General features: G+C 60.7%; 20 protein-coding genes. 14 read left to right on the top strand and 6 right to left on the bottom strand.

Translation table 11 applies throughout. The features are described from left to right. Positions 1-45 precede the first annotated feature (45 nt). Positions 46-1,110 carry a multiple monosaccharide ABC transporter substrate-binding protein gene (gene chvE, locus A3C3_RS0123810; protein ID WP_022717089.1) on the bottom strand — a complete coding sequence of 355 codons (1,065 nt, stop codon included), beginning with the start codon at positions 1,108-1,110 and terminating at the stop codon, positions 46-48. Positions 1,111-1,382: 272 nt separating this feature from the next. On the opposite strand from chvE, the gene A3C3_RS0123805 reads away from it, so the two are divergent. Next, positions 1,383-2,387 (top strand): LysR family transcriptional regulator, encoded by a 1,005-nt coding sequence (locus A3C3_RS0123805; protein WP_022717088.1) that lies wholly within the window; start codon positions 1,383-1,385, stop codon positions 2,385-2,387. Positions 2,388-2,444: 57 nt separating this feature from the next. Further along, on the top strand, positions 2,445-2,930 hold the full coding sequence (locus A3C3_RS0123800; RefSeq protein ID WP_022717087.1) for a hypothetical protein: 486 nt from the start codon (positions 2,445-2,447) through the stop codon (positions 2,928-2,930). Here A3C3_RS0123800 and A3C3_RS0123795 read toward each other — a convergent pair whose 3' ends face one another. Next, positions 2,931-3,167, bottom strand: a complete 237-nt coding sequence (locus A3C3_RS0123795) for a hypothetical protein (RefSeq protein ID WP_028739939.1) — start codon at positions 3,165-3,167, stop codon at positions 2,931-2,933. A 153-nt stretch (positions 3,168-3,320) separates the two neighbouring features. Here A3C3_RS0123795 and iolG point away from each other — a divergent pair, with 153 nt between their 5' ends. Beyond that, positions 3,321-4,313 carry an inositol 2-dehydrogenase gene (gene iolG / locus A3C3_RS0123790; RefSeq protein WP_022717086.1) on the top strand — a complete coding sequence of 331 codons (993 nt, stop codon included), beginning with the start codon at positions 3,321-3,323 and terminating at the stop codon, positions 4,311-4,313. A gap of 169 nt (positions 4,314-4,482) precedes the next feature. After that, positions 4,483-5,373 carry a DMT family transporter gene (locus A3C3_RS0123785; RefSeq protein WP_022717085.1) on the top strand — a complete coding sequence of 297 codons (891 nt, stop codon included), beginning with the start codon at positions 4,483-4,485 and terminating at the stop codon, positions 5,371-5,373. Here A3C3_RS0123785 and A3C3_RS0123780 read toward each other — a convergent pair whose 3' ends face one another. Together A3C3_RS0123780 and A3C3_RS0123775 are read right to left on the bottom strand one after the other, a co-directional pair. Then, positions 5,374-7,155, bottom strand: coding sequence for a B12-binding domain-containing radical SAM protein (locus A3C3_RS0123780; protein WP_022717084.1), 1,782 nt, complete (start codon positions 7,153-7,155; stop codon positions 5,374-5,376). 253 nt (positions 7,156-7,408) lie between these two features. Then, positions 7,409-9,064, bottom strand: a complete 1,656-nt coding sequence (locus A3C3_RS0123775) for a DEAD/DEAH box helicase (protein ID WP_022717083.1) — start codon at positions 9,062-9,064, stop codon at positions 7,409-7,411. Positions 9,065-9,145: 81 nt separating this feature from the next. Here A3C3_RS0123775 and A3C3_RS45435 point away from each other — a divergent pair, with 81 nt between their 5' ends. Continuing rightward, a complete protein-coding gene (locus A3C3_RS45435) occupies positions 9,146-9,427 on the top strand; it encodes a hypothetical protein (protein WP_145611780.1) in 282 nt (93 codons plus the stop codon). Here the strand turns inward: A3C3_RS45435 and A3C3_RS0123770 are convergent. Next, complete coding sequence (locus A3C3_RS0123770) at positions 9,399-9,830, bottom strand: hypothetical protein (RefSeq protein ID WP_084797014.1); 432 nt, start codon at positions 9,828-9,830, stop codon at positions 9,399-9,401. The genes A3C3_RS45435 and A3C3_RS0123770 overlap by 29 nt on opposite strands. A 251-nt stretch (positions 9,831-10,081) precedes the next feature. Here A3C3_RS0123770 and A3C3_RS0123765 point away from each other — a divergent pair, with 251 nt between their 5' ends. Continuing rightward, positions 10,082-13,462 (top strand): response regulator, encoded by a 3,381-nt coding sequence (locus A3C3_RS0123765; RefSeq protein WP_022717081.1) that lies wholly within the window; start codon positions 10,082-10,084, stop codon positions 13,460-13,462. On the opposite strand, the gene mnmC2 is transcribed toward A3C3_RS0123765, so the two are convergent. Continuing rightward, positions 13,459-14,175 (bottom strand): tRNA (5-methylaminomethyl-2-thiouridine)(34)-methyltransferase MnmC2, encoded by a 717-nt coding sequence (gene mnmC2 / locus A3C3_RS0123760; protein WP_022717080.1) that lies wholly within the window; start codon positions 14,173-14,175, stop codon positions 13,459-13,461. The genes A3C3_RS0123765 and mnmC2 overlap by 4 nt on opposite strands. Here mnmC2 and A3C3_RS0123755 point away from each other — a divergent pair. The 8 genes from A3C3_RS0123755 (at position 14,174) to alc (ending at position 20,709) form a co-directional block, all read left to right on the top strand. After that, positions 14,174-15,352, top strand: a complete 1,179-nt coding sequence (locus A3C3_RS0123755; RefSeq protein WP_022717079.1) for an NAD(P)/FAD-dependent oxidoreductase — start codon at positions 14,174-14,176, stop codon at positions 15,350-15,352. The two genes, mnmC2 and A3C3_RS0123755, sit on opposite strands and share 2 nt — an antisense overlap. A gap of 114 nt (positions 15,353-15,466) precedes the next feature. Next, positions 15,467-16,174 carry a DUF1045 domain-containing protein gene (locus tag A3C3_RS0123750; protein WP_022717078.1) on the top strand — a complete coding sequence of 236 codons (708 nt, stop codon included), beginning with the start codon at positions 15,467-15,469 and terminating at the stop codon, positions 16,172-16,174. A 47-nt stretch (positions 16,175-16,221) separates the two neighbouring features. Beyond that, positions 16,222-17,079: an AraC family transcriptional regulator gene (locus tag A3C3_RS0123745; protein ID WP_022717077.1), complete on the top strand. Its 858-nt coding sequence runs from the start codon at positions 16,222-16,224 to the stop codon at positions 17,077-17,079. Between the two features lie 106 nt (positions 17,080-17,185). Continuing rightward, positions 17,186-17,851 carry an AzlC family ABC transporter permease gene (locus tag A3C3_RS0123740; protein WP_051154518.1) on the top strand — a complete coding sequence of 222 codons (666 nt, stop codon included), beginning with the start codon at positions 17,186-17,188 and terminating at the stop codon, positions 17,849-17,851. Further along, positions 17,848-18,150, top strand: a complete 303-nt coding sequence (locus A3C3_RS0123735; RefSeq protein WP_022717075.1) for an AzlD family protein — start codon at positions 17,848-17,850, stop codon at positions 18,148-18,150. Before A3C3_RS0123740 ends, A3C3_RS0123735 begins: the two co-directional genes overlap by 4 nt. Positions 18,151-18,265: 115 nt before the next feature. Continuing rightward, on the top strand, positions 18,266-19,189 hold the full coding sequence (gene puuE, locus A3C3_RS0123730) for an allantoinase PuuE (protein WP_022717074.1): 924 nt from the start codon (positions 18,266-18,268) through the stop codon (positions 19,187-19,189). Further along, positions 19,189-19,686 (top strand): 2-oxo-4-hydroxy-4-carboxy-5-ureidoimidazoline decarboxylase, encoded by a 498-nt coding sequence (gene uraD / locus A3C3_RS0123725; RefSeq protein WP_022717073.1) that lies wholly within the window; start codon positions 19,189-19,191, stop codon positions 19,684-19,686. Before puuE ends, uraD begins: the two co-directional genes overlap by 1 nt. After that, positions 19,687-20,709: an allantoicase gene (alc, locus tag A3C3_RS0123720; protein WP_022717072.1), complete on the top strand. Its 1,023-nt coding sequence runs from the start codon at positions 19,687-19,689 to the stop codon at positions 20,707-20,709. The last annotated feature ends 31 nt before the right edge of the window (positions 20,710-20,740 follow it).

Genomic DNA, 20,740 nt, shown 5'->3' with positions numbered 1-20,740 from the left:
AAGACCGGAACCCGCAACCAGCGGATTCCGGCCAACTTGGTACAATTACTTCAGCTGGTCAGCCGTGTAGTAACCGCCTTCGACGAGAACCTTCTCGTAGTTGGTCTTGTCGACCGCTACCGGCTTCAACAGGTAGGACGGAACAACCTTGACGCCGTTGTCGTAGGTCTTCGTGTCGTTGACTTCCGGCTCCTTGCCGGACATGACAGCGTCAACCATTGCAACGGTAACCTTGGCGAGTTCGCGCGTATCCTTGAAGACTGTCGAGTGCTGTTCGCCAGCAATGATCGACTTCACGGACGGAACTTCAGCGTCCTGGCCGGAAACGACCGGGAGCGGCTGATCCGGGGTGCCGTAGCCGACGCCCTTCAGCGACGAGATGATGCCGATGGAGAGACCGTCGTACGGAGACAGGACGGCGTCGACCTTGGCGTCGGTGTAGTTAGCCGAGAGCAGGTTGTCCATGCGGGCCTGGGCCGTTGCCGCGTCCCAACGCAGCGTGCCGACCTTGTCCATGCCGGTCTGGCCAGACTTCACGACGAGCTTGCCGCTGTCGATGTAGGGCTGCAGGACAGACATTGCGCCGTCGTAGAAGAAGAAGGCGTTGTTGTCGTCCGGCGAACCGCCGAAGAGTTCGATGTTGAACGGACCCTTGCCATCCTTGAGGCCGAGGGCGTCAACGATGGAGGTTGCCTGCAGAACGCCAACCTGGAAGTTGTCGAACGTTGCATAGTAGTCGACGTTGGCCGAGTCGCGGATCAGGCGGTCGTAGGCGATGACCTTGATGCCGGCGTCATGAGCCTTCTGGAGAACGTCGGAAAGCGTCGTGCCGTCGATGGCGGCGATGACGAGAACCTTGACGCCCTTGGTGACCATGTTCTCGATCTGAGACAGCTGGTTCGGAATGTCGTCGTCTGCATACTGCAGGTCGGTGCCGTAGCCCGCTGCCTCAAGCTGCTTGACGATGTTGTTGCCGTCATCGATCCAGCGAGCGGAAGACTTCGTGGGCATTGCGATGCCGACGGTCCCCTTGTCCTGCGCCAGTGCCGGCATAACGAATGAAGCGACGCCGAAGGCGGCCGCAGCCATCAATGAGATAATGGATTTCATTTCTCTCTCCCTTGTTAATAGACGGCGGACGAAAATTCGCCCGCCACGAAACTGTGGCAGGTTCCGTAGATTGGATAGTTACTTCAGATGGTGAGAAACGAAGTAGGTCTCCTCCACGATCTCACACGTGTTGAGTGCCAACCAGCACACGGCCGCAAACTCGTATGGAATCTTATAACTGTCAAATAGAATAAGTGGTAAAGTGCATAACAAATTTGGTATATCGTTAAAAAGTATTACTTTTGATGGAAGGCAGATGGGAGGCTGCAACCATGGCGATTGTTTCCGGGTCGATTTCCGAGGATCGAATCGATATCCACAGCGATAATTTTGGCGATGATGCCTTTCTGCGTGCGGGCTTGAAGCTGAATCACCTGCGCATGATCGTCGCAATCGAAGATAGCGGGCAGATTTCCGCGGCAGCGGAGATCCTGAATATTTCCCAGCCTGCCGCCTCCAGAATGCTCGCTGAGATGGAATCGATCGTGAAGACGCCGCTTTACGAACGAATCGCCCGCGGTGTCGTGCTGACGACTTTCGGACAGGCACTCGCCAAGCGTGCACGAAAAATTCTGCTGGAACTGCGCGAGGCCAGCCGCGAGATCAGCGAATTGAAGAGCGGCAAGGGCGGTTCCGTCTTCATCGGCGCGGTCACAGCGCCGGCCATGAGCCTGGTTGTTCCCGCCATCGACAAGGTTCGCAAGGCGTTTCCGGGCATCGAGATCAACATAGAAGTGGAGACCAGCAACGTTCTCGCGCGGGAATTGCTCGCCGCCAGGCACGATTTCATCATCGGCCGCATTCCCGACGACGTTAATCCGCGACTCTTCGAAGTGCGCGAGATCGGCATCGAAAAAGCCTGTCTGATCGTGCGCAGGGACCATCCGCTCCTCAAGAAGAATGCGAGCAGCCTCGCCGATCTCCATGGTTACGGGTGGGTCTTCCAGCCGCCGGGCACGCTGCTTCGGCGGACGCTGGAGGATATCTTTCTGGCGGCGGGCGTGCCGCTGCCGGAAAATATCGTCAATACGTCTTCCTTGCTGCTCACCTGCGCGATCATCTGCGAGACGGACGCGATCGCGCCCGTGGCGCTGGATGTTGCCCAGTTTCTCGCCGGCCAGGATGCGAAGGCATCCGACGTGCGCGTGCTGCCGACCGATTTCAAGATCGACGTAAAACCCTACAGCCTAATCACCGCACGCGAGCGCGCCCTGCCTCCGAGCGCGCGGCTTCTCTACGACCTCATCCTCGAAGAAAGCCGGAAGCAGGGAGGATGAGCGCAAGCCCGGCGCCATGCTGGCGGTGTTTAATGCACCGCTTCGAAGGGAAGGGGCATGTTGTTCGGGCAATCGGTTTTTCAATCCGTTCTGGAGCGGCTGAAAGCGGAGGAGGCGAGCGAAGACGAGGCAGAGGCGTCCGTCGCGCATCGCATCCATGGCTTCAGCACCGGTCTCGCCTTCGACGTCATGGAGGGCGTATCAGCGGCGTCGCAACGGGCCGGCCAAGCCTATCTCGATATTCTGGAACTGGAGACGCCCGTTGCCGCGGCAGACCAGGAAATCCAGCCGCAGCCCGTTGCTGAGCCTGAGCCGGAACCCGTCATGCCGGACCATCTTGCGCGCACTGCGCCTGCCGAAATCGCTGCGGAGCTCTCCATCACAGCCGCCGATACGCTGCAGACGCTGAACGAAAAGCGCCGTGCCTTTGCCAAGTCGAACCATCCCGATCGCGTCGCGCCTGCATTCCGGGAGAATGCAACGAAGCGAATGATGCTCGCGAACCTGCTGATCGATGAAGCCGTGCGACGTCGCAGCCGCTGATTATTCGGGGTCCGTCTCTTCCGGTTTGGGAGCCTCGGCGGCTTCGGCGGGTGGCTGCGGCTTGAAAGTCCAGAAGAGCATGTAAAAAGCATAGACGCCGGCGCCGGCCGACAGCACGCCCCAGAACGGGTCGCCAGTAATGAACTCCAGCGCCGCCCAGCCCAGGCACAGGCCCACGATCAACGCCCGCACCCAGACGCGGCGGTAGGCCGGATGGTTTGGATCGATCAGCTGCATGTGTTCCCCGGTCATATTTCGATCACTTGTCTTTAGGATGGATTTCGAGAATGTGAAAGGGCAACGGGCTTGACTGCTCGAATAGAAGATGGAATGAAAATTCCACAATTGTCACAATTCGGTTTATTTGTTCCGAATTTTAGGGAGGTTCTCATGACAGTCAGATTTGGTCTTCTCGGCGCCGGCCGCATCGGCAAGGTTCACGCGAAAGCCGTGAGCGGCGACGCGAATGCGAAGCTCGTCGCTGTCGCCGACGCGCTTCCGCAGGCGGCTGAAGCGATCGCTTCCGCTTATGGCTGCGAGCTCCGTACGATCGAGGCGATCGAGGCCGCCAAGGATATCGACGCCGTCGTCATCTGCACGCCGACCGATACTCACGCGGATCTGATCGAGCGCTTCGCGCGGGCCGGCAAGGCGATCTTCTGCGAAAAGCCGATCGATCTCGACGTTGCCCGTGTCAAGGCCTGCATCAAGGTTGTCGATGAGACCAAGGCGAAGCTGATGGTCGGTTTCAATCGCCGCTTCGACCCGCATTTCATGGCCGTGCGCAAGACAATCGACGACGGCCGCATCGGCGAGGTCGAGATGGTGACCATCACCTCGCGCGATCCGGGGGCCCCGCCGGTCGACTACATCAAGCGTTCTGGCGGCATCTTCCGCGACATGACGATCCACGACTTCGACATGGCCCGTTTCCTGCTTGGCGAGGAGCCGGTCTCGGTAACCGCAACGGCCGCGGTCCTTGTCGACAAGGCGATCGGCGAGGCCGGCGACTACGACAGCGTTTCGGTCATCCTGCAGACGAAGTCCGGCAAGCAGGCGATCATCTCCAACTCCCGCCGTGCCACCTACGGCTACGACCAGCGTATCGAAGTGCACGGTTCGAAGGGCATGGTTGCAGCCGAGAATCAGCGTCCGTTCTCGATCGAAGTCGCCAACGGTGACGGCTACACGCGCCCGCCGCTGCACGACTTCTTCATGACCCGTTACACGGAAGCCTACGCCAATGAGATCGCAAGCTTCATCGCCGCGGTCGAGAAGGACGCAACGATTTCGCCCTCCGGCGCCGACGGCCTTGCCGCGCTGGCGCTCGCCGATGCGGCGGTCCAGTCTGTCAAGGAAGGCAAGCTCATCAAGATCGGCTGACGGCAACTCCCGGCCGCAAGCCGCGCATGAGATGGCCGGGCAGACGCCCGGTCATTTCGGTTTTCGCGCCAATCATCAGCGAAACTTGAAATAAGTATCAATGCTTCGCCTTTGACGAGAAAGCGCTTGGAGGCTATCAGCGGCCGATACCGCTTTGCCCCGAGCTTCCATGCCCCTTGATCGTTTCGCTCCCGCCATTTTTGTCCTGCTTTGGTCCACCGGCTGGGTCGTCGCGAAATATGCGGCACGGCATTCGGAGCCCTTCACCTTCCTCGGCATCCGTTATGCGCTTTCGGCGCTCGCGTTTTTCGGTCTCTGCTGGGTGCTGAAGACGAAATGGCCGGATCGCGCGACAGTTCTGCGCGCGATCTATTCCGGTTTCTTTCTGCACGGATTCTATCTTGCCGGCCTGTGGTGGGCGATTGCCAATGGCGTTGCGGCTGGCGTTTCCGGCATCATCGCCGCGCTGCAGCCGTTGCTGACGGCGATGGTGGCGCCCTTCCTGATCGGCGAACGCCTGCAGCCCACCCAGAAGTTCGGACTTCTCCTCGGCTTCTTCGGCATAGCGATCGCCGTTTCCCCGAAACTTTTTGATTCAGCCTCCGCGAGCCTCGTTCAAGCCGCGGTGCCGCTCGCGATCAACCTCATCGCCATGGTCTCCGTCACATACGGCACGATCTACCAGAAGAAACACTTGCAGACCGGTGATCTCAAGACGATCGCGACGATGCAATATGTGGGGGCGCTTATCGTCACCCTGCCGCTCGCGCTCGCCTTCGAGCGCCTGCATTTCGACGCAACGCCAGAGGCTTTCGGCGCGCTGATCTGGTCGGTCTTCGGCCTGTCGATGGGCGGGATCGGGCTGCTTCTTTATCTGATCCGCCGCGGCCAGGTCTCGCGCGCCGCATCGCTGATCTACCTGATGCCGCCGACGGTCGCGATCGAGGCCTTCATCGCTTTCGGCGAACCGCTGACCGTGCCGCTGATCATCGGAACGATCGTGGTCGTCACCGGCGTCTATCTGACGAACCGGAAAAGCGCCCGGATGGCTGAGGCTTGATCAAGCCTGATGGTTGGCATGGGTCAACTGCGCGATTTTCCGCACATGCGTGACGGCCGCGGTCCCGCCGGCTGTCTTGGTGAACAGATCGAGCTTCTCTTCCTCGCCGTCATCAACCGGCGTCAGCGCCTGGTCCATGTAGTTTTTTGATGCCGGATTTCTTTTGATGAGGAACGCAGTCGCGCTCATGCGCAGGATGGAGCCCGCCAACGAGACGTGCTTGGCAACGGTTTCCCACACGAATTGCGGCCAGAAGACGAGGGGATGCTGCTGCGGCAGTCCGGGCCGCCGTTCTGAGGGGTGCTTCAGCCGCAGAACACCGCTTTGCAGGGGATGCACCTTTTCGAGCGGTACCGTTGTTGCAAAGGACACCAGCACCTTGACGAGGCTTGCAAGCGGCAAGCCGCTCGCAACGGCCCGGCGCAGCAATGTCTTCACATGCTCCGGCGAATAGTAAAGCGACCAGGCCTCGTGATAGATGCTCTCCCATTCCTGTCTGCTCATCTTCTCGTGCGCAGTGCAGACATGTTCGACGTCATAGGTATTGAGGTCGGTGTCCATCGGGATGCCCTTGCGCCAGAGCGTCTGGTGATCCTCCGAGCCCGGCAGCGGCGTCAGGACGAAGAACTCGATGACATCGAGCGGCAGCTCGTGCTGAATGATCTTGATGTCGCGGCGAATGGTTTCCGGCGTGTCGGACGGAAAACCGAGGATGTAACCGGCGAGCGTCATGATGCCCTGCGCTTTCCAGGCGAGCAGCATCTTCCGGTATTCGGTGATCTTGTTCTGGTTCTTCTTGGCAGCCGTCAGGTTGTCCGGATTGACGTTCTCCAGGCCGATGAAGACCCGCGTGACGCCGGCGCGTTTTGCCTTTTCGATGAAGTTCGGGATCTTGTGACAGAGCGTATCGACCTGGATCATTAGGCCGAGCGGGATGCCATGCCTTTCCTTCAGTTCAATCAGCCGGTCGAAGATCGCTTCCCAGTGCTTGTTGCGGGCGAAGTTGTCGTCGGTGATGAAAAATTTGTGGATGCCCTGCGCCCAGTTCATCCGCACCAGCTTTTCGATATCGTCGGTGGAGCGGAAACGGGATTTGCGGCCCTGCACATTGATGATCGTGCAGAACGAGCATTGGTAGGGGCAGCCGCGGCCGGCATCGAAGCTGCTGCTTAGCCCGAGCGTGTGTTCGACATTCTTTTTGGGCAGGAAGGGCACAGGCGTGCCGCCGATGCCCGGAAGGTCGTTCATGAAATTGTAGACCGGCTCGAGCTCGCCATAGGCCGCGTCCTGCAAGACCTTGTCGAGCCTGCCTTCGGCCTCGCCGGCGAACATCGAAATGCCCATCTCCCGGCAGGCGTCGAGTTCGACCGCCTTGCCGTCGAGCATCGAAAGACAACCGGAAACGTGAAAGCCGCCCATCGAGACGGGAATGCCGGCCGCGCGAAACGGCCGGGCAATGTCGAGCGCCCGCGGATACTGGTTCGACTGAACGCCGACCAGCGCGACCATGCCGAAATTACCGTGCTGCTTCAGCAGCGCGAGCAGTTCCGGAATATGCACGCGGGTATTGGTTTCGTCGATCACCTTGATGTCGATGCCGACGCCGGGGCCGAGGATTTCGCGCTCCGCGCAGTCTGCTGCAATGCCAAATAGAGCCGCCAGCGAGTTCGAAGGGATCATGGCCCGCCACCAGCGGATCACATAGCCGTCGTCGTCATAGTGCGACGGCTTGAGCAGAATGAGCTGAAAGCGGCGGCTGCCGGACGCTACGGGTGATCGCAAGGTCTATCTCTCTTATTGAATAGGCAGTCTGTCGTTGAATGCACTCAATGAGGGCCAGTGTCGCGAGGCGCTGGCATGCAAACGGAACTGCTAAGATCGGCAGATATGCCCGGAAAATAGCAATGCGGATTGCGATAGTATTCACATGTTCCCGGCGCGCAGTCCTTTTAGACCGTCTCGCCGGGGTAAGCCGTTCACCTATGCTTAAAGCAAAAAAAGGCCGGAAGATACCCGGCCTCGTTCAGTTCTGCATTCAAGCCTGTTCGCGACGCTGGCCGCCGCCGTTGCGGGGGCCTTTGCGACGTATGCCGCCAGAGCCGTCCTGACGGTGCTCACCGTGAGCCTGCTGGCCGCGATCCTCACCATGCTTGCGGCCAGGGCGACCGTGCGCGTTACGGGCGCCGCCGGGATGATGGCGGTTCGCATCGGCGCTGCCGTGCGGGCGCTGTTGCGGCTTCTTGGCCGGTCGGAAATCCGAGGTCGATACGAGATCGTTGTCCGGTCCCTGGGGTGTCGCTTCACCGCGGCGCTGGCCGCGGAAGTCCTCGTTGCGGGCAGTCTGGCGCTCGGGACGCGGACGGCGCTCGCGGCGTTCCTCGTTGTTCGCGCGGACCTCGCCTGCTTCGCCTTCGCGGCGCGGACGGCGGTCCTGGCGATTGCCGGAGCGCTGTTCACCCGGACGGCCATCGCCGCGACCTTCGCCACCACGGCCCTGGCCGCCGCGATTGCGGTTGTTGCCGTTGCCGTTGCCGCGGCGCGGAGCCGCGCGCATGTCTGCCGGCGGTTCGCCGCTGGCAACGATGATCTCGATGCCCATCAGCCTTTCGATATCGCGCAGCAGGCGTGCCTCATCCGGCGCGCAGAAGGCGATAGCGATGCCGTCGCGGCCGGCGCGAGCCGTGCGGCCGATGCGGTGCACATAGGCATCCGGCACTTCCGGCAGATCGTAGTTGAACACATGGCTGACAGCCGGAATATCGATGCCGCGGGCGGCAACGTCGGTTGCGATCAGAGTCTTGATGCCGCCGTCACGGAATGATTTCAGGGCGCGCTCGCGCTGGCCCTGGCTCTTGTTGCCGTGGATGGACGCGACCGAATAGCCGACGTGATCGAGATGCTTCATCAGCTTTTCGGCGCCGTGCTTGGTGCGCAGGAACACGATCGCGCGGCCATCCGGATTTTCTGAAAGCGACTTCTTCAGCAGTTCCGTCTTGTCATTCTTGCCGCCGACGAAGTGGACGTACTGTTCAACCTTGTCCGCAGCCTTGCCGGGGGGCGTCACTTCCACTTTGATCGGATCGGTCAGGTATTCGCCCGCAAGATCGGCGATCGCCTTTGGCATGGTTGCAGAAAAGAGCATCGTCTGGCGGCGCTTCGGAACGAGCTTGGCGATCTTGCGCAGATCATGCACGAAGCCGAGATCGAGCATCTGGTCGGCTTCGTCGAGCACGAGATAGCGCACCGTCGTCAGCGTGATGGCGCGGCGGTTGACGAGGTCGAGGAGGCGGCCGGGTGTCGCGACGAGAATGTCGGTGCCGCGTTCGAGCTGCAGCTGCTGCTTGTTGATGGAGACGCCCCCGACAACGACATTGATGCGCAGCGCCGATTTGCGGACGAAGTTCTTGAGGTTCTCGGCGATCTGGTTCACCAGCTCGCGGGTCGGAGCGAGGATGAGCGTACGCGTCGTGCGGTTGTCGGGACGCTTGTCATCGGCGAGCAGTTTTTCAATGAGCGGCAGGCCGAAGGCAGCCGTCTTGCCAGTGCCGGTCTGGGCGAGGCCGATCAGATCGCGGCCTTCGAGGAGAAGAGGGATTGCCTGCGCCTGAATGGGCGTTGGCGTTTCAATGCCGAGCTGAAAAAGCGTGGCGACGATCGGCTTGGAGACACCAAGCGATTCAAAATTAGTCAAGTCATAACCTTTCGGGGCGCCGAAACGATGTGCCGGATCACACCATGCGGTCCGGTATCATTCTGGCGTCAAGAACCCCGCGTGAAGTGGGAACTTGTTTGTTGGAAAAACTTTCCAGCGCTTCTGGCCGCACTTGGGATCGCGGCATTCTATGAAATGCGCTTTTATCCTTCTTCTTGCGTTTGTCTTTTTTCGCAGGGGCAGCTCACGCGGCGGCCGGAAGGTGAAAGCTGGCCTGCATTTGGTCTAGTTCAGGTTGAAAGTCAAGAGACGACCGAGAGAAAGGTGCTGCGCCGCCGCCTGAACGAGCGGCGGCGTGCCGCACTCATGTTCCTTAATAGCCGGGGCAGACCCGAACTCTGACCCATACGTCCGCTCGGTGATCGTAGCGCCGCTCCACACCGCAATATCCATAATTGCGGTAATAGGCCGGGTAAGGCCGATAGTAGGAGCGATAGTAAGGCCGGTAGTAGCTCCGATAGACCGGATACGGCCTGTAGTAAGGCCTGTAGTACGGTCTATAGTAGGCTCCGTAATAAGGTCCGGAGTCGGCTCCATAGTAAGGTCCGGGATAATAATAGCCGTAGCCAGGGTAGGGACGCGCAGCCTGCGAGAGCAGGATGCCGCCGATTGCTCCGGCCGCAACACCGCCCCAAAAGGCATCGCGTCGCGAACGGGCGTCCGCCGGCGTTGCCGGAATGAGGGAGGTGCCAGTCAAAGTCAACGCCATCAAGCCCGCCGCCATGCTTTTGTGAAGTACGGACATGATCGTCTCCTTTCATAGACGAACTTGTTTCTTGAAGCCGTCAGGAGAAACCGTGGCGAAACGCGGCCAACTGATCGAGTTCAGTCTTACAACGTGGGAGATTATAGCATAGTTCCTGATACTCTTGGGCCGAACTTGTTGTTCCGGGGTCAGATTTCCGGAACGTGTCATGGTTAAAACCTTGTTAAACGGCTTACACTATAGTGGATGCCAGAACAAAACTCCTTCTCCTGGCAGCGAGGCGACATCTTTTGACATCGAGCGGGGACCTTCTCGAACTGGCATGCAGCCGGATCGCAGATCTGGATACGCCTGCCTATGTCAAGAACAGCGAGCTTCGCTACGTTGCCGTCAACGAAACCTATGCCCGCTTCTTCGGCAGGGAAATTTCCGATTTCATCGGCCGCCGGACCCGTGAAATTCTCGATCGTGCCGAAGAGGAAGAGCGTGAAGACAAGGAGCGCCGCGCGCTCGTCTTCGGCACCGAAGAAACCGCCATCTGCTTCGATGCTGCCGGAACCGAGCATGAGCGCGTCCGGATCGAGAGCTTCATGCCGTCGGAAGACCGGGCCTATGTTCTCGGTATCTTCGAGACGCGCGCGCAGCCCCGCCGACCGGTTCTCTCGGGGCCGGATCAGGCTTTGCTCGCCGATTTCGAGCGCGTCCGTGCGACGCTGGAAAAACTCGATTATCCGGTCGGCATTTTCGCTGACGACGGCCGCCCGCTGATCGTCAATTCGGCCTATCGAAACGGAGGCAAAGCATCGCACGCTGAAACCGGATGGCACGAGAGCGTGAATGAGCTCGATCTCCTGCGGACCATCATGGAAGATCTGCCGGTCGCCGCCTTCGCGCGTAATGAACAGCACCGCCTCGTCTATGCCAACCAGTATTACGAGACCTTCACCGGCCATGTCCGGTCGAGGGTGCTTGGCCTCACAGAGTTTGAGATGTTCGGCGAGGAGAGTGGCGCCAGCATCTATGAGGAAAACGCTCTGGCGCTCAAGGACGGCTCGCTCACGGAGGTCGAAGGTAAGCTGCCAAGCACGGACGGAACAGTTTATCCGATCTTGACGCGCGTCAATCGCGTCCAGACGCCGGACGGTAAGGTCTATGTCGTCGGCTCTTTTTCGGACATCTCTCCGCTCAAGGAGCGTGAAGCAAAGCTGATCGAGGCGCAGAAGCATGCCGAAATCCTGCATCGCGACATTGAAAACATCCTGCGTTCGCTGCCGGTCGGCGTGCTGATCCTCGATAACAATCTCGATATCCTCTACATAAACGACGAATTCTACACGATCTGTGATCTGCCGCCTGACGATCGTTTTGACGGCCGGCCGTTCATCGATGTCATCCGCCGCAATTGTGAACTCGGGCGCTATGGCTACGAGCACAGCCCGGAAGAGATCCTGGCGGAGCGCCAGCGCCATTTCGGTTCGGATGGGGAGCAGGAGCCGATCGAACTCAGCTGGTCGGGCGGCAAATCGATTGTCTTCGACAGCCGCCGCATCTCGAACGACCGCATTCTGCTCTCCTATTCCGATATGAGCGCCATTCGCGCGAGCGAGAAGGAAATCCATGAAGCGCGCGCTGCCCTGGAGCATCTCGGCGAATTGATGCGGGATGCGACGCGGGCCATGCCGCAAGGCCTGACGATCGTACAGGACGGCATCATCAAGCTCTCCAACGATGCGCTTTCGCAAGTCCTACGCATTCCGCCGGAATACCTCGTTGCGGGCCGCGGCTGGATCGACCTCTTCAATTTCTGCGCCGATCGCGGCGACTTCAAGGGCACCGCCGCCGAGGTGTTGCACTATTGGCGTACGAACATCGCTGCGAAGCAGCCGATCGCCACTGTCTTCCATGTGGCCGGAGAGCGCTGGGTGAACATGGAGGCGACGATCAGCGAGCGCGGCCATTGGGTCGCGCTCTTCACCGACGTCACCGAAATGAAAGAGCGCGAGGAAGAGCTTGAGAGGCTTCTGGCACGGGCTGAAGCTGCCGATCGCGCCAAGTCGGAATTTCTCGCCAATATGAGCCATGAAATCCGCACCCCGATGAACGGCGTGCTCGGCATGGCCGAGCTCATGGCGAAGACCGATCTTGACGCGCGGCAAAAGACCTTCATCGACATCATCGTCAAGTCCGGCAACGCGCTTTTGACGATCATCAACGACATTCTGGACTTCTCGAAGATCGATGCCGGACAGATGACGCTGCGCAAGGCGGCCTTCGATCCGGTGGAAGCGGTCGAGGATGTCGCGACGCTGCTTTCTTCGCCCGCGGCGGAGAAGGATCTCGAGCTTCTCGTGCGTGCCGATCCGAACCTGCCTGCCGCCATCATCGGCGATGCCGGGCGGTTTCGCCAGATCGTCACAAACCTCGTCGGCAACGCCGTCAAGTTCACCGAGAAGGGGCATGTCTTCGTCGATATCGGTTTCCGGCCCGGCTCGGACGGCGAGGTCATGGTCGCGATCAGGATCGAGGATACCGGCATCGGCATCCCGCCAGACAAACTGCAATCGGTCTTCGACAAATTCTCGCAGGTCGATTCCTCTTCGACGCGGCGCCACGAGGGTACCGGCCTTGGTCTTGCCATCACTGCCGGTCTGGTCGATCTGTTTGGCGGCTACGTCAACGCCGAGAGCGAACCGGGCAAGGGCTCGGTCTTCACCGTCAATCTGCCCTTCGCCATCGCTGCCGCCCGCCTCGATCCCAAGCCGCTGCCCGTCAATGTACGTGGCGCACGTGTGCTCGTCATCGACGACAACGAGGTGAACCGCCGCATTCTTTCCGAGCAGCTGTCGCTTTGGGGTTTTGACGGCGTGGCTGCGGAAGACGGCAGGACCGGCATTGCCATCCTTGAGGCTGCACACCAGATCGGCGTCCAGGTCGATGCCCTGGTGCTCGACTATCACATGCCGGAGATCAACGGTGCGGAAGTCGCCCTCAGGCTCAGGGCCGACGCCCGCTTCGAGAGCCTGCCGATCATCTTTTTGACCTCAATGGATATCTCCGGCACGGAGAGAGAGTTCGCAGCCCTCAACGGCCATGCGCATCTGATGAAGCCGGCCCGCGCCAACCTTCTGCGCAACACGATCGTCGAGGTCATGCGCGCAAGCCGCGTGAAGCAGGCTTCTGCAGCCGAAATCGCCCGCCTGCAGGCAGAAACCGAGATGAGGGAACCGGAGCCTTCTACGGCGCCGCCCTCCGAACAGCGCAAGACTGCCTTCCTCGATGTGCTCGTCGCCGAGGACAACGAGGTCAACCAGATCGTCTTCACGCAGATCCTGCAGGGCACCGGCCTGAGTTTCCTCGTCGTCAACAACGGCCAGGAGGCGGTCAACGCCTGGGAAAGCCATGCGCCGCGGATCATCATGATGGACGTCTCGATGCCGGTGATGAACGGCCACGACGCGACCCGCGCGATCCGTGTCCGAGAGCGCGGGCAGGGCCACCGCGTGCCGATCATCGGCGTGACGGCGCATGCGCTCGAAAGCGATCGCGAGCTCTGCCTCGACGCCGGCATGGACGATTACATGTCGAAGCCGATCAGCCCCGAACTGCTGGAAGAGAAAATCCAGCTCTGGCTCGGCAAGAGCGCGCAGTTGCCCGGCCGCTCAGGCCTTTAGGCTTTTACGCCGCAGAGCATCTCGCGCTTGCCGGCGAAACCCTTGCGCCGCTCGACCGCAAATCCCGCGGCCATCAGATTGCGCCTGACGAAGCCTGCCGCGGCATAGGTCGCGAAGCTTCCTCCAGAGAGGGTCTTCTCGCAGATGAGCCGCATCAGCTCTTCCGACCACATGTCGGCGTTGCGCGACGGCGCGAAACCATCGAGATACCAGGCATCAAAGCCGGGTTCGGCGGCCGCAACGCCATCGATTGCCGGGCCGCAGACAACGCTCAAGGTCGTCTGCTCGTCCAATGCAAGCGTCACGGTGCCTTGCGGCTGGCCGGGCCACAGCACCGTCAGCGCCTGCCGCTCGGCATCGATTTGCGGCCAGTGCGAAAGTGCGCGATCGATCTCCTGCGGGCGCATCGGGTAAAGCTCGAAGGAAATGAAATTCAGATGTTGGCCACTTTGGCGATGCGCTTTCCATTGCCGCCAGGTTTCCGCGAAGTTCAGCCCGGTGCCGAACCCCAACTCTCCAATGCGGAAATTGTCCTTGCCGGTCCACCGTTCCGGCAGGCCGTTGCCCGCCAGAAAGACGTGACCGCATTCGAGCCGCCCGTCCGTCTGGCAATAAAAATGGTCGCCAAAGGCCTGCGAATAGGGCATATCGCCGTCGCGCCATTCGAGCGGCTGGCTCGTGCTGCCAATCTGATCGGGATCAATCTCTGTCATGCCTAAAGCCGATAGTGCGGTCATCTCCTCCGGTCAATCGTCCGTCACCCTGCTGATTGCCGGCGGCGGCATCATGGGGCTGTGGGCGGCGGTTCATGCCGAGCGGCTTGGCATCGACACGCTCCTCGTCGATGCCGGCGAATTGGGGCAGGGTGCAAGCGGCGGGCTGCTCGGGGCGCTGATGCCGCATTTGCCGGACAAATGGAATGCCAAGAAGCAGTTCCAGTTCGATGCGCTGGTTTCCCTCGAACCCGAGATCGCTGCGATCGAAGCTGCCACCGGCCTTTCCACCGGCTACCGCCGCTCCGGCCGCATCATCCCGCTGCCGAAGCCGCATCTGCGCAAGATCGCGCTTACCCATTCCGCCGATGCCGAAACACATTGGCATCGGCACGGCCGCAGCTTCCATTGGCATGTCGCAGATGCTCCACCGGTTGCAGGCTGGATCGACCCTGCCGCCGGTGCGAGCGGCTTCGTGCACGACACGCTCGCTGCCCGCGTCGCACCCCGCACGCTGGTCGCCGCTCTTGTCGCCTTTCTGAGGCAGGCAAAGCGTGTGAGCATTGTCGAGAACACTGCAGTTGGCGGGCTCGAACCGGAACGCGGGATCGCCGACGCCGGTGGGACAACAATTGCCTTTGGCCGCTGCATCGTCGCGGCAGGTCACCAGTCATTTCCGCTTTTGCAGCGGTTCACGCCCGGATTGGAAAGGCCGCTCGGCCAACCAGTCAAGGGGCAGGCGGCGCTGTTGAAGGCCGAGATCGATCCCGCCTTTCCGACCATCTTCCGCGACGGCCTTTATATCATTGCTCATGAGGGCGGCCATGCTGCGATCGGCAGCACCAGCGAGGACCGTTTTGACAATCCCAATACGACCGATGCTCAACTCGACGTTCTGATCGAAGCGGCGCGCGAGATGGCCCCCGTGCTTGGCGATGCGCCGGTCGTCGAGCGCTGGGCCGGCCTTCGTCCGAAGGCGATCGACCGCGATCCGATGATCGGTCCGCATCCCATTTATCCGAAGCTCATCGCCTTGACCGGCGGCTTTAAGGTCAGCTTCGGCCTTGCTCACCGTCTTGCCCAAGCTGCCGTACATATGGCTGACGGCCGTTCCGCACCTTTCGACCTGCCGGAAAGTTTCGCGTTTTCGAGCCATATCACGGCTGCTTCACGTTAAACGTGAATTAGAAGCTGGTGCTTTTCGTTATTCTGTCATGCAAATCACCTATCTGCTTGCACATCGACGGCGCCGGAATCGTCTGCGCGCCCTTCCATTGATGGAGGAGATTGCATGCGCTATGCCATTTGCTTCACGCCTACGCCGAGCGATCCGCTCAGCCAGGTGGCGGCCAATTGGCTCGGCCGCAACGTCTTTTCCGGCGAAATGGTCGAACCTCCAGCCATTCGCGGCATCGGCATCCACGAGATCGCGTTCCATACTGCCGTGCCGCGCCGCTACGGTTTTCATGGCGTGCTGAAGGCGCCGTTCCATCTTGCGCCCGATGTTTCGGAAACGCAACTTTTGCGCGATATGATGCGCTTTTCCGGCAGCTTCCAGCCGTTCAGGATTCCAAGGATCGAGGTTGCGCGCCTGCACAATTATTTCAGCCTCGTGCCGTCGGTCCCCTGCGAATACATGCACTATCTCGCTTCGGCAGTCGTGCAGCATTTCGACCGCTTCCGGGCACCGCTTTCCGAAGCCGAGATCGAGCGCAGCGATCCGGATGGGCTTTCGGCCGCGCAGTTTGCCAACCTGCATCGCTGGGGCAATCCCTATGTGATGGACGAGTTCCGCTTCCACATGCCTGTGACCGGTCCTGTCAATCTTGTCGACATGCCGCGCATCGAGCAGGCGCTGCGCAACGTCTTCGAGCCTGTTCTCGCTGAGCCGGTCACCGTCGCCAACATCGCACTGATGATCGAGGAAGGCACAGGCGGGCCGTTCCGCGTTCATTCGCTGCATCCGATGGGCAAGGTCAGCGCGCGCAAGATCGCCTGATCACTTTTGTTCAAGAATGGGCCGCCCAAAGATGCTATATCCGGCCGATGGACAACATCTCCCAGGAACAGGCAACCGAGGCCATGCCGCTGTCTGGAGCGGAGACGACGCGATTCTGGCGTGACGGCCGTTTCGGCGGCATGGAATGCCTGAGCGCGACGTTCTTGACGCATGAGTTCGCGCCGCATGCCCACGAGACCTTCAGCATCGGCGCTATCGAAAGCGGCAGCCAGATCGCGACGATCCGGGGCACGCGCGAAAGCTCGGGCCCGGGCGATCTCTATCTGATCAATCCGGGCGAAATCCATGACGGCGTGCCTGTCCAGGGCGGCTATCGCTACCGGATGATCTACCCGGATACGTCACTCTTCCGGGAAATCCTGGAAGATGTCACGGGCCGTACCTTCAGCGGCATGCCGGCCTTCGGCAAGCAGATTCTTCACGATCCCCGGCTTGCCGAGGCTTTTTATGATGCGCACCGCGCGCTGGAATCGGGGGCTGGTGCGCTGGAGACCGGTCAGGGCATGTTCCTTGTGCTCGAGGCCATGTTTCGGCATCACGGCAGTTCAATCATCGTGCCGATTGACACGCAGGAGCGGTCGGCCGTGCAGCGCGCCCGTGACTACCTGATGGAAAACTACGCCTTTGATGTCGGACTTGAAGAACTCGCCGCCGTGGCGGGCCTCAGCCGTGCGCATCTGATACGCGCCTTCCGCAAGGAATTCCACATAACGCCGCACGCCTTCCTCACCGACATCCGCATTCGCGTTGCCCGGCGCAAGCTGCAGGCTGGCGGACAGCCGGCGGAGATTGCGCTCGAATGCGGTTTCGCCGACCAGGCGCATTTCAGCCGGCATTTCAAGGCGCGCACCGGCGTGACGCCCGGCCAATACCGCGCGCGGTAGTCACTTTCGTTCAAGACGACCATTCATCTCCATTCTAAAACCTCCGCATCAAATCGGAGATCCTGTCGTGAATGAGAATGGAAAATGGACGGAGTTCGTGGGCGGCATGCGAGCGATTTCGCCACTCATCGCTGCCGTCATACCGATCGGCCTCGTCTTCGGCGCGGTCGCAGTCACGAAAGGGCTTTCCCCGGTCGAGGCGGCACTGATGAGCGCGCTGGTCTTTGCCGGCGGCTCGCAGTTCGTGGCAATGGATATCTGGACGCACCCGGCCTCGTGGACGAGCGTCGGTTTTGCGGCCCTGCTCGTCAATATCCGCCATGTGCTGATGAGTGCTTCGATTGGCACCAAGATGCAGGCCTTTGGCGGACGCAGGCGCTATTTCGCAAGCCTGTTTCTTGCGGACGAGATCTGGGCGATGGCGGAATTTCGCGCGGGTCTTGCGCGGCTCACGCCCGCCTGGTTCGCTGGGCTTGCCGCGCCTTTCTATCTCGCCTGGGTGCTTTCCAGCCTTGCGGGCGCGACGCTCGGCGCTTTCCTCGGTGATCCCGTGGCGCTTGGACTGGATTTCGCCTTTCCGGCCGTCTTCATCGTGCTCGTCATGGGCTTCTGGAAGGGACCGGAAACCGGCGCTGTGCTTATCGCAAGCGGTGCGGCCGCGGTAGCGACCCAACATTTCGTACCAGGCGTCTGGTACATCGCAGCCGGCGCCGTCGCGGGTCTGCTTGCGGCAGTCGCCAGCGGCAGTCGGCGCGTTGAGGTGACGCAATGACAGTCGACTTCTCCACCCTTCTTGCGATCACCGCCATGGCAGCCGTGACGGTGTTCACGCGCCTGAGCGGTCTTGTGCTCGTGTGGCATGGGTCCTTGGAGGGAAGCCGCCGAAAGGCGATCGAATCCATTCCGCCTGCCGTTCTGATGGCGGTCGTCGCGCCGACCGCCTTTGCCACCGGTATTGCGGAAACGATCGCCTGCGCGGTCACCGCGATTGTGGCACTCCGTCTGCCGATGCTCGTTTCCGTGGCGCTCGGCGTCTTTTGCGTCGCGCTATTGCGGGCCACTGGCATATGATCCAGTTGCAGAGGCGGCGACTTGTGCCGTAGCGGCGAAAGTCAGTTTCGCATTTCCGTCTCGACATTCCGTCTCCGGGTGCTACCGTTTCGCCTGACTTTCAAAAGGTGATTTGATGGCTTCCGATACCTATCCGCGCAATCTCGTCGGCTATGGTCGAAATACCCCCGATCCGAAATGGCCGGACGAGGCCCGCCTCGCCGTGCAGTTCGTCATCAATTACGAAGAGGGCGGCGAGAGCTCGATCCTCGATGGCGATCCGGCGTCTGAGAACCTGCTGTCGGAAATCGTGGGAGCGGCGCCCTGGCCGGGCCAGCGCAACCTGAACATGGAATCGATCTACGAATATGGTTCGCGCGCCGGGTTCTGGCGGCTCTGGCGCATGTTCACCGAGCTCAAGGTTCAGGCGACTGTCTACGGCGTGACGCTTGCGATGGCCCGCAATCCGGAGGCCGTCGCGGCGATGAAGGAAGCCGGCTGGGAGATAGCCAGCCATGGCTACCGCTGGCTGGAGTACAAAGATTTTCCCGAAGACCTCGAGCGCAAGCATATTCTCGAAGCGGTGCGTCTCCACACCGAGCTCACCGGCGAGCGCCCCTACGGCATGTACCAGGGAAAGCCCTCAGACAATACGCTGCGGCTGGTTCAGGAGGAAGGCGGGTTCCTTTATTCGTCAGACTCTTATGCCGATGACTTGCCCTACTGGGTCAATGGGGTTGATGACAAACCGTTCCTCATCATTCCTTATACGCTTGAAACGAACGACATGCGCTTTGCGACGCCGCAGGGCTTCAATTCCGGCGATCAATTCTTCACTTATCTCAAGGATGCCTTCGATACGCTCTACGAAGAAGGCAAGGCCGGCAACCCGAAGATGATGTCGGTCGGCCTGCATTGCCGTCTGGTCGGTCGGCCCGGCCGCGCTGCAGCCCTGAAGCGTTTCATCGAATATGTGCTGAAGCACGACAGCGTGTGGATCCCTCGCCGCATCGAGATTGCCGAGCATTGGCACAAGCACCACAAGCAGGACATGACCTGATGATCCGGCGGGATGAATTCGTGTCGCGTTTCGGCGGTGTCTTCGAACAATCGCCCTTCATTGCCGAGCGCGCCTATGACGACGGTTTCATTGGTGATGAGTTGACTGTGGACAAGGTGCACATTCCGCTCGTCGCGATCTTTCGCGCGGCAAGCGAGGAGGAGCGTCTTGGCGTGCTTCGCGCCCATCCCGATCTTGCCGGACGCCTGGCAGTCGCCGGCGAACTGACGGAAGACAGCAAGAAGGAGCAGGCAAGTGCCGGTCTTGACCGGCTGAGTGGCGAAGAGCATGCCCGCTTCACCGAACTCAACGCCGCCTATGTCCAGAAATTCGGCTTTCCCTTCATCATCGCCGTGAAGGGACTGAACAAGGACGATATTCTCGCGGCTTTCGAAAAACGCATCGGCAACAGCCGCGACGAGGAACTTGCGACCGCCTGCGCTGAGGTCGAAAAGATTGCGCTTTTGCGCCTGACATCCATGCTTCCGGAGAAGTGAATGACCGAGAATACCAATGCCAGCCTGCCGTCCTTCGCGAACGGCGCGATCAATCTTGCTTCCGCGCGCCTCGGCGCCAGGGGCCTCTATGCGACGGACGAGTTCTTTGCGCCGCTGGAGCGCATGCTGCAGGATGTGCCGGCGAGCTTCGATCCGGACCTTTACGACGACAACGGCAAATACATGGACGGCTGGGAAAGCCGCCGCAAGCGCGTGCCCGGCCATGACTGGGCGATCGTCAAGCTTGCCATGCCCGGCCACATCTTCGGCTTCGACGTCGATACCAGCTATTTTACCGGCAACTATCCGCCGCATTGCTCGATCGAGGCCGCTTTCGTCGAAGACGGCGATCCGACCGATGCAACGGTGTGGATCGAAATCCTCGCGAAGTCGCCTCTGGGGCCCAGCGCGCATCATTTCTTCGAGAATGCCGGCAAGGAGAAGATCTGGACGCATCTGCGCCTGCATATCTATCCCGATGGCGGCGTTGCGCGCCTGCGTGTCTACGGCTCGGCCTATTTCGACTGGTCGAAGGTCGGTGCGAGCGAGGAAGTCGACCTCGGCTATATCTTCAATGGCGCGAAGTCGCTTGCCTGGTCGGACGCCCATTACGGCCACCCGGACAAGATGCTCGGCCCCGGCCGCGGCATCAATATGGGCGACGGCTGGGAAACCAAGCGCCGCCGCGGCCCGGGTCACGACTGGGCTGTGATCCGCCTCGGCCACCCCGGCACAATCAATCGCATCATTGTCGATACCGCCTTCTTCAAGGGCAACTTCCCGGACACCTGCGAGCTTCTCGGCTCTTATCTGCCCGATCTTGGCGATACGCTGAGCGAAGCGGACACTGCGGCTTCGGAAAACTGGAAGCCGATCCTGACACGCACCAAGCTGCAGATGGATCACATCCACGAATATGGCGCGGATGCCATCGCCAATATCGGGCCGGTGACGCATGTCCGCATCGCGATGCATCCGGATGGCGGCATCATGCGGCTGCGGCTCTTCGGGGTGAAGGGGTGAGTTCTTTCTTCTTTATCGCCGCTCGCCTATA

The organism is Rhizobium mongolense USDA 1844 (assembly GCF_000419765.1).
Lineage (GTDB): Bacteria > Pseudomonadota > Alphaproteobacteria > Rhizobiales > Rhizobiaceae > Rhizobium > Rhizobium mongolense.
Note: the sequence above shows the minus strand (reverse complement) of the source record. Positions and strands in the feature narration are given on the sequence as shown.

Excerpts from the sequence above, each read along its gene's own strand:
- A3C3_RS0123755 (WP_022717079.1), top strand. The coding sequence starts at position 14,174 with ATGCCTAAAGCCGATAGTGCGGTCATCTCCTCCGGTCAATCGTCCGTC.
- iolG (WP_022717086.1), top strand. The coding sequence starts at position 3,321 with ATGACAGTCAGATTTGGTCTTCTCGGCGCCGGCCGCATCGGCAAGGTT.
- puuE (WP_022717074.1), top strand. The coding sequence starts at position 18,266 with ATGGCTTCCGATACCTATCCGCGCAATCTCGTCGGCTATGGTCGAAAT.
- uraD (WP_022717073.1), top strand. The coding sequence starts at position 19,189 with ATGATCCGGCGGGATGAATTCGTGTCGCGTTTCGGCGGTGTCTTCGAA.
- A3C3_RS0123800 (WP_022717087.1), top strand. The coding sequence starts at position 2,445 with ATGTTGTTCGGGCAATCGGTTTTTCAATCCGTTCTGGAGCGGCTGAAA.
- chvE (WP_022717089.1), bottom strand. The coding sequence starts at position 1,110 with ATGAAATCCATTATCTCATTGATGGCTGCGGCCGCCTTCGGCGTCGCT.
- A3C3_RS0123795 (WP_028739939.1), bottom strand. The coding sequence starts at position 3,167 with ATGCAGCTGATCGATCCAAACCATCCGGCCTACCGCCGCGTCTGGGTG.
- A3C3_RS0123735 (WP_022717075.1), top strand. The coding sequence starts at position 17,848 with ATGACAGTCGACTTCTCCACCCTTCTTGCGATCACCGCCATGGCAGCC.
- A3C3_RS0123745 (WP_022717077.1), top strand. The coding sequence starts at position 16,222 with ATGGACAACATCTCCCAGGAACAGGCAACCGAGGCCATGCCGCTGTCT.
- A3C3_RS0123785 (WP_022717085.1), top strand. The coding sequence starts at position 4,483 with ATGCCCCTTGATCGTTTCGCTCCCGCCATTTTTGTCCTGCTTTGGTCC.
- A3C3_RS0123770 (WP_084797014.1), bottom strand. The coding sequence starts at position 9,830 with ATGTCCGTACTTCACAAAAGCATGGCGGCGGGCTTGATGGCGTTGACT.
- A3C3_RS0123805 (WP_022717088.1), top strand. The coding sequence starts at position 1,383 with ATGGCGATTGTTTCCGGGTCGATTTCCGAGGATCGAATCGATATCCAC.
- alc (WP_022717072.1), top strand. The coding sequence starts at position 19,687 with ATGACCGAGAATACCAATGCCAGCCTGCCGTCCTTCGCGAACGGCGCG.
- A3C3_RS0123740 (WP_051154518.1), top strand. The coding sequence starts at position 17,186 with ATGCGAGCGATTTCGCCACTCATCGCTGCCGTCATACCGATCGGCCTC.
- mnmC2 (WP_022717080.1), bottom strand. The coding sequence starts at position 14,175 with ATGACAGAGATTGATCCCGATCAGATTGGCAGCACGAGCCAGCCGCTC.
- A3C3_RS0123750 (WP_022717078.1), top strand. The coding sequence starts at position 15,467 with ATGCGCTATGCCATTTGCTTCACGCCTACGCCGAGCGATCCGCTCAGC.